Here is a 7722-nt window from a genome sequence, read left to right on the forward strand (position 1 = left end):
ATGCGCATCCTGCTGACACTTGCCCTCGTGCTGACACCTGCCCTTCCGGCTGACGCGCAGCAGCCGCTGGCCGCGCAGGTCTGCTCGGTCTTCTGCGACACCCTCGATCCGTCGAAGGCACAGGAGGAGACCTTCCCCGTGCCGGAGAAGGTGATCAACGGGCGTCACGTCGTACTGCACGTGTCCGACAAGGACGCGATGGCGTGGGGCAGCATCGACGGCGGGACGACCAACGACGCGGTCTGGCTGGACCGCAGCTGGGACGGCGGCGCGACCTGGGACGGTCTGCTCGGCAAGGCCTCGATCCCGTCGGGGTGGACCGGCACGCGCACGCTCATGTACAACCTCGCCGATCCGGCCGGGCATCGGCGCGGCCTGATCCGTGCCTGCGGCGACGCGGCGGGCGTCGACTGCACAGCGTGGGTTCACACCGCTGTCTGCGCGGCGGCGTGTGACGGCAGCACCGGCCCGTCCGGCGACAACCAGCCGGTGCCGTCGACCACGCTGTCCAACCGGCGGATCTCGCTGCATATCGACGATCGCGGGATGGCGTGGGGCGTGATCGAGAACGGCGCCGCCGGCGACGAGATCTGGCTGGATCGCTCGTGGAACGAAGGCGCGTCGTGGCCCGGCGGATCGTCACTCGGTCGCACCAGCATCACGTCCGGCTCGTCCACCGCAACCCGCCTCTACGCCGCTGCCGATCCACTCTCGAAGCTGTACGGCGGCGCGGTCCGCGCGTGCGGCCGAGCCGTCGAGGGCCAGAACGGCAGCTGTACGGCGTGGGCGCGGCCGGCGATCGATCGGCCCGGCGCGGCGGCCGACGCGTTGATGTACTCGTACCAGCCGCACACGGCGTGGTGGCTGTCGAGCTGGTGGAACTCCGCGGTGGCCTTCACCACGCTGATGGACTACCAGCAGCGCACCCGTCGTACCGATCTCCGCTGGATCGCGAACGAGGTGTTCGAGAAGAACAAGGGCGTGTTTCCGGCGGGCGAGAAGAGCGGCGACGCGCTGGAGGGGAACTTCATCAGTCGCGCGATCGACGACACCGAGTGGTGGGGCCTCGCGTGGATCGAGGCGTACGACCTGACCGGCGACCGTCGATATCTGGACATGGCTGTCACCATCGCCAACTACGTCGAAGGCTACTGGGACACCGGGACGTGCGGCGGCGGAGTTTGGTGGGACCGTGAGCGCACCTATAAGAACGCGGTGACGAACGGCCTGTACGTCCGGCTGACCGCAGCACTGCACAACCGGCTGGCCGGCGACACGGTGTGGTTGCAGCGGGCCACCACCGCGTGGAACTGGTTCGTCGGCAGCGGGATGATCAACTCGGCGAACCTTGTCAACGACGGCATCACCGGTGCGTGCACGAACAACGGCCAGACCGTGTGGACGTACAACCAGGGCCTGGCGATCGGCGGTGCGCTCGAGCTGTGGCGGGCGACCGGCGACAGTTCCCTCCTCGCGACAGCCCGTCGGCTCGGGGACGCGGCCATGTCCTCGCTCAGCCCGGGCGGCGTTCTCACGGAGAGCTGCGACCCCGACGGCACCTGCGACGACAATCAGAAACAGTTCAAGGGCATCTTCATGCGGTACCTGATGGACCTGGCGGACTCGACCGGCGACGCGACGTACCGGACCTATGCCCAGCGGCAGGCCGACTCCATCTGGCAGAGCGACCGGGACTCGCTGAACCGTCTCGGTCAACGCTGGACGGGCGGCGGAGCGCGTGATTGGCGCACGCAGGCGAGTGCTCTCGGGGCGCTGGTGGCGGCGACTCCGGCGGGCTGAGCTTGACACTTGTCCAGATTTCGCTGTGAGGTTACCAAAATCGGACCCCGGTGCTGCCCCTGCACCAGGGGGTGCAGCAGACTGTCCCGGTGACTGTTCCGGAGAGGCGCCGCGTCTGCTCACACCGAGTATGCGGAGCTCTGGTCAAGCGGTCGTATGGCGGCGTACCGTCACCTGCATCCGGCATTGTGCCACCGCCCGGCATTGTGCCACCGTTCGGCACCGCCTCAGCATCCGGTACGGCGTCGCCTGCGCCGGGTCGGCCGCCTCACGATCGGAGGGCGTGAATGGCATCGTGGCTGCTGCGCGCCCAATGGCTGCATCGTGACGAGTCCGTCGAGCACCGCGCGCTCCGCGTCGGCCGCACGCTGACCGCGGTGGCCGTGGCCTTCCCCGACGTCCACAACTGGACACAGGACGAGCGCTGGGGATACCACGTCCTCGAGGCCGACGGCTCGACGCCGTTGCAGGAGATGGTCGAGGCCACGACGAAGGTCCTCGCGAACGGTACGAGCACGACCCGGCTGCATCTGCAAAGCACCGGCGAGCTGCCGTGGCTGTTCGACCTCTCGATGGGCGGCACGATGACGACCGTCTCGGATCAGCTCACGCTGCACTGGAGCGACGAGGACGCGTTGCAGCAGTCGGACCGTTTCGCCCAGGTCCTGCGCGCGGTCGTCACGATCTGGGAGCCGCAGTGGGCGAGCATCGCCGACACCGAGCTCGCCGCGGCCGCCGGGGTGTTCCGGCGCGGGATCCCGATGATGGGCTGGCTGACGTACGTGCGGGGCATGGTGGCCGGCGCGCCGGGCATCGACATCACGCTCACGCCGTACGAGCGCGGCACCCTGCTGCAGGCGCCCGTTTCCCCCGTCGACCTGACTCCGGTGCACATCTGCGCCGCGGCCGCCCTCGTCGGCATCGCCCCTGAGGAATAGCTACTCCGTCACGACGACGTGCAGGTCCCAGTTCGCGAGCTCGTCCGCTGTCGGGCGCTCGAACCTGGTGCTCCACTCCGTGAGTTCCTCCCGGCTGATAGCGAACGTCCCGGCCCGCAGAGCCGTGTTGCGCTGTTCGAGACGCTCCCAGAGCACTTCGAACGGCAGATCGAGGACGATGATCTCCGCGCTCGCGCCGAGGTCCTGCGCCCGGGTCCGGAACAGGTCCCGCTCCTCCCTCGACCAGCAGCCGTAGTCGAGGATCACGTTCACCTCGAGCTCCAGCGCCCTCGCCGCGACGCCCCAGAACAGCTCGGACTCCAGCACCCAGCGCCGCCCTTCGAACTCGTTCGTGTGGAACAGGGCGTCCATCCACTCGTCCGGCGTCAAACGCAGAGCCTTCCGCTCCTCTTCGAGCCGTCGCGCCAACGACGTCTTGCCGGCGCCCGGCAATCCCACGATCAACACCATGCCAGCCATCTGCAGAGCCTATTCGGCCGCAGTGGGACTGCCCCGCACCGCGACCCTCGACCATGAAGCCGGCGTCCGCGATCAGCTGCAGGTCGTCGGCGCCGGGCTGTCCCTCACTCGTGAGGTAGTCACCCAGGAAGATCGAGTTCGCCACGTGCAACGCCAGCACCTGCATCCCGCGCAGCTGAATCTCCCCCGAACATGGCGACAGTCCGCCGCGCGTCGCCCCGCCGTACCGTGTCCACCGGTCCGCGAAGGTGTGCGTCGTACAGATCTCGCCGTACCGCTCGTCGCTCGTGTTCAGGTTGTGGCTGTACGCGTAGGCGCCGGCGTCGCGCAGCCGCTCGGCCTGCCCGTCCTTCAACAGCCCGAGACACACCCAGACCTCCCCTGGGGATACTCGGCCTTGATCGCACCGAGGGGGCCGATCTTGGGCAGGTCGTCCGATCCGTCAGTGGCGTACCCGATAGCGCAGGTGAAGCACCCGGCTGCCCTGAATCATCGCCTCAGGATCCTCCAACACATGCTGCCCGTCGACCGATCCGAAGTACCGCTTGCCGGATCCGAACACCACGGGTACGACGTCCATTCGCACCTCGTCGACCAGACCCGCGGCAAGCGCCTGGCCACCGACGTCACCGGCAGCGACCTCGACGATGCGGTCACCCGCAAGCTCCTGCGCCTTGGCCACAGCTGCCTCGACGCCGTCGACGAAGTGGAACGGCGCGTTGGGGTCCCAGCCCTCGGGCGCCGGCCGGTGCGTCACAACCACCACATGGTCGATCCCGCTCGGAGGCTTCCCGTCCCAGCCGTCCGTTATGTCGAAGACGTGGCGACCGGCGACCGTCACCCCGATCTGGTCCCAGTACGGCCGGACGTAGTCGTAGGACGCCTGCGACACCTTCACGACACCGCTGTCGTCCAACGGCACGTCACCGCTGAGCAACCAGTCGAACAGCGGTCCGGGCTGGTCGTTCTCGTCGGCTACGAAACCGTCGACCGATACCGAGGCATACATGACCACCTTGCCCATCGGGCTCTCCTCCGCTGTGGGGTGCCCCCAAAGTAGCGTCTCGCGGGCCGTCGCTCTTGTAAGAAATCAATCGGCCGGAAGCGGCCAACCGTCCAGCGCGTGGCCAGGATGTTCACGCAGGAACTGCCGCCGGACTTCGATGTACCGGGTCGGCGTTAGCCCGGTGAATGCCTGAAACTCGTGACCGAAGTGGGCTTGGTCGAAATAGCCTGCGCCGACGGCGAGATCGCTCCAGTCGATCGGGGCGGCGGGATCGATCCTCAGCACGGCGGCAGCGAAGCGGTGGGTACGGGCGAGCCGCTTCGGCGTGACCCCGATGACTTCCTTGAACCGCTGCGCCAGATGAGTACTACTGACACCAACCGCCTCGCTCAAACCGCCAACAGCCCCCGCCCCGCCGGCCGCCGCGATCACGTTGCTCGTATGGCGAACCAGCCCCAGGCCGGCGGTCTCGCAAAACCGCCGCATCAACTCCTCTTCGAGCACCGCCAACATCTCCCCCGGTCGCCCCGCCTCGACCAGCCGGTCTCGCAGCTCAGCGACTGCGGACCGCCCCCAAACCTGCTCCACCGTCACTGGCCGGTCACACAGCTCCGCCGCAGGCATCGTCAGAAACGGCGCGAGACCCCAAGGCTTGAAATGCACGCCGACAGACCGCGTCTGCGGCGGGTACCCGAAGTCCCACGCCCGGGTAGGCACGGTAACCACGCACCCATCGGCATACTCGTCCGTCGCGACATCGTTCCCACCGCGGACCTGAAACGCCGCCCCAAGATTGACAATCAGCAGCCCCACCGGCGCCGCCGGCAACGTCAGCCGAGCGTACGGCGCCGCCCCCTCCAGGTAGTAAAGGTCGTCAATCACCCCATCCAACGGCGACCGCGGCACCCTGGCCACATACTCCACCCCCACAGCATCCCAGACCCCTCACCACCCCCGAACCCACCACACATCACAACCATCCGATGACCCCGCAGCAGCCGATCCAGCTGTGCGGCGACTCGCGCCAGCCCGGTCGCGCTTTGCACACGCCCCTGCCACGGACGAACCGACCACGCAGATCCGATCGGCCCCCTAGCCCCCTCATGCCACCCCACATCGCGAACAGCCCGCATGCCTCAGCACCCCCCCCGACCAGGAAGGCCCGTAACGCCGCCGACCTCACTCACCCCGGTGGCCGATTCCGCCGGGAACCGACCCGCACAGAACCCCGCTCGCGCGGCGCCGCCCACACACGACCAGGCCACCCGCGAACGGATCCCATCGCCCGCCACACATCCTCGGCCGGCTCGCCGCACCGGCACCCGCACTCCAGCCGTGCGCACCACGGCCGCGCCGAAACCAGACCGGGCCCCGCCGGACATGCCTCGCCGTACATAGCCCCGACGTACTGAGCCGCCATGGACGCTCAGGCCGTGCATGAACAGGGCCTAATACAGGCGCTCCCCCATACAGACTCGCCATGCAACCTCCCGCCTCGCGAGGAACTGGCCCGTACGAGCGACTAGCCAACTACGCTCGCGTCCGCGAGCAGATGCGTGTGAGCGACCAACTCGACGCCGCGCGAGCCAGGAAGGTCCTGCACCCGCACTGCAGCACGACGGGCGCTGCGTGGTCCACCCGCGAGCGCACGTACACGAACCGCCGCCTCGACCGTCGCCCGAGGACAGACGGTCCAGCTGCCGCGCTCACCACGACAGGCACGGCCGCTGCGCCATACGTGGTGATCGCCTGAGCAGGCGTATACGCGGCCCGGCTCGACCGTCACCCGAGGCAGCAACGTGGCGCTGCCAGATTGATGGCCGCCGCGTCGTACGTCGTCGGCGCCCGAGCGGACGTGTAGAGCCCGCCGGCTCGACGATCGCCCGAGGCCGAAAAGCCATGCCGCCGCGCCTGGCACGCAGCCACGGCCGCCGCCTCGTACGTCGTCGGCGTGTGAGCGGGCGTGTACGACGCGAGTCTTATCAATCTGGTGCGCACCGCTAGGTCCGGTGGGTGAATGCGGCGAGCGCATCGCGTGACCAGCCGGTGCGATCCCCTATGTGCCGGGCGAATGGCGGCTTCCTGTACTTCCGAAGATAGGCTCGGCTCGTGGGAGAGATGAACATAGTTTTCGCGGCGCCGGACGACGAGACCGCGATCGCGGAGCTCGGGGACTGGCTGGGGAGGCCTCCCGTCCACAATGACGATGGACTCCGGCCCGAGGCACTGGCCGAGCTGGAAGCGCTCCTCACTGGCCGGGACAGCCAGGAGATTGCGGCGGACCCCAGGCACTGCGCCCAGATCACTGAAATCCTCGATGAAGGCGCCGGCGTCGTGGAGGCCGGGCTACTGACGGTCACCGACACGCTCACCCATGCGCTGGCGGTCGCGGATACTGAGTCGCTGTCAGCGGCAGCGGTGTCGCACGGCGAGTACGCCGTCCAGGGACTAGCCATCGTCGCGCGTCACGCGGCAGCCAACGGCCATCACATGTACAACTTCTGGTACTTCTGACCCGATACGTTCGGCCATCTCCTTGTGGCTGTGGCGTTGCCGCTGATCGCCCCCCGGCGCGGTCTTCACTGTCCGCACGAACGCCACGCACCCGACCCTACGAGCCCGATTGGTGCGCAACTCCAGCAACCCCACCCACGCAAACCCGCAGGTCACAGCCTCGCGCTCGCCCGGATCCCATCTCGGTGATAAGAGTCAGGACGCGTACGAGGCACCGGTTCGACCGTCGCAGAAGACAGGAACCTGGCGCCGGCAGGTCGTGGCGCGACGTGGTCGGCCGCTGCGTCGTATGTGGTCGGCGTGTGAGCGGGCGTGTCGGGAGCCGGCGGTTTGACGGTCGCACGAGGCAGAAGAGTCATGCCGCCGCGCTTGGCGCGACAGCCGCGGCCGCTGGGTCGTGCGTGGTAGGCGTGTGAGTGGGCGTGTACGAGCTGCCGGCTCGAGTGTGGAACGAGGTAGGAACGTCGCGCTGTGGAACGATCGGCTCGGCTGTTGCGTCGTCGAGGCGTGAGCGGGCGTGTGCGAGCCGCCGGCTCGAGTGTGGAACGCGGTAGGAACGTCGCGCTGTGGGACGACCGGCGCGGCTGTTGCGTCGTGCGTGGAGCGGGGCGTGAGAGCCCGCGTACGCGGCACCGGTTCGACCGTCGCACGAGACAGCAACGTGGTGCCGGCAGGTCGTGGCACGACGGGCACGGCCGCCGCGTCGTACCTAGCGATCGCCTGGGCATGTACGAGCGGATGTGCGACCGGCCAGCTCGCCGGCGTGCGGAGCTGAGAGGTCGTGGAGTTGCAGCCTGATGCCGCGTGTTTCTGCCGTGGAGGGACCTGCCGGCGCGGCCATGCGTCTGCGCCGTCGGCGCAGCCGTCTGTCGTCTGTGCGGCCGTCTGTCTGTGCAAAATGTTAAGGGCCACCCCGGTGTGGGGTGGCCCTTAACAGTGTGAATGTCCGGCGGCGTCCTACTCTCCCACGACCTCCCGGTCGCA

General features: G+C 68.4%; 6 protein-coding genes and 1 pseudogene. 3 read left to right on the top strand and 4 right to left on the bottom strand.

What is annotated here, in order from left to right:
- Complete coding sequence (locus ABZX12_RS29735; protein WP_355698474.1) at nucleotides 1-1800, top strand: glycoside hydrolase family 76 protein; 1800 nt, start codon at nucleotides 1-3, stop codon at nucleotides 1798-1800.
- A 287-nt stretch (nucleotides 1801-2087) separates the two neighbouring features.
- On the top strand, nucleotides 2088-2738 hold the full coding sequence (locus ABZX12_RS29740; RefSeq protein ID WP_355698476.1) for a hypothetical protein: 651 nt from the start codon (nucleotides 2088-2090) through the stop codon (nucleotides 2736-2738).
- Here ABZX12_RS29740 and ABZX12_RS29745 read toward each other — a convergent pair whose 3' ends face one another.
- From ABZX12_RS29745 to ABZX12_RS29760, 4 genes and pseudogenes are all read right to left on the bottom strand, one after another.
- On the bottom strand, nucleotides 2739-3218 hold the full coding sequence (locus ABZX12_RS29745) for an AAA family ATPase (protein WP_355698478.1): 480 nt from the start codon (nucleotides 3216-3218) through the stop codon (nucleotides 2739-2741). It lies immediately after the preceding gene.
- Nucleotides 3219-3285: 67 nt separating this feature from the next.
- Nucleotides 3286-3384: pseudogene (locus tag ABZX12_RS29750) on the bottom strand (hypothetical protein); the annotation flags it as partial.
- Between the two features lie 276 nt (nucleotides 3385-3660).
- Nucleotides 3661-4242 (bottom strand): dihydrofolate reductase family protein, encoded by a 582-nt coding sequence (locus ABZX12_RS29755; protein WP_355698480.1) that lies wholly within the window; start codon nucleotides 4240-4242, stop codon nucleotides 3661-3663.
- A gap of 66 nt (nucleotides 4243-4308) precedes the next feature.
- Nucleotides 4309-5148 carry a helix-turn-helix domain-containing protein gene (locus ABZX12_RS29760; protein WP_355698482.1) on the bottom strand — a complete coding sequence of 280 codons (840 nt, stop codon included), beginning with the start codon at nucleotides 5146-5148 and terminating at the stop codon, nucleotides 4309-4311.
- Nucleotides 5149-6333: 1185 nt separating this feature from the next.
- Here ABZX12_RS29760 and ABZX12_RS29765 point away from each other — a divergent pair.
- The gene (locus ABZX12_RS29765) at nucleotides 6334-6738 is read left to right on the top strand and encodes a hypothetical protein (protein ID WP_355698484.1); all 405 of its coding nucleotides are present in this window, start codon (nucleotides 6334-6336) and stop codon (nucleotides 6736-6738) included.
- The last annotated feature ends 984 nt before the right edge of the window (nucleotides 6739-7722 follow it).

The organism is Kribbella sp. NPDC003505 (assembly GCF_040610875.1).
Taxonomy (GTDB): Bacteria; Actinomycetota; Actinomycetes; order Propionibacteriales; family Kribbellaceae; genus Kribbella.

Coding starts and splice junctions, on each gene's coding strand:
- ABZX12_RS29735 (WP_355698474.1), top strand. CDS start 1: ATGCGCATCCTGCTGACACTTGCCCTCGTGCTGACACCTGCCCTTCCG.
- ABZX12_RS29755 (WP_355698480.1), bottom strand. CDS start 4,242: ATGGGCAAGGTGGTCATGTATGCCTCGGTATCGGTCGACGGTTTCGTA.
- ABZX12_RS29745 (WP_355698478.1), bottom strand. CDS start 3,218: ATGGCTGGCATGGTGTTGATCGTGGGATTGCCGGGCGCCGGCAAGACG.
- ABZX12_RS29740 (WP_355698476.1), top strand. CDS start 2,088: ATGGCATCGTGGCTGCTGCGCGCCCAATGGCTGCATCGTGACGAGTCC.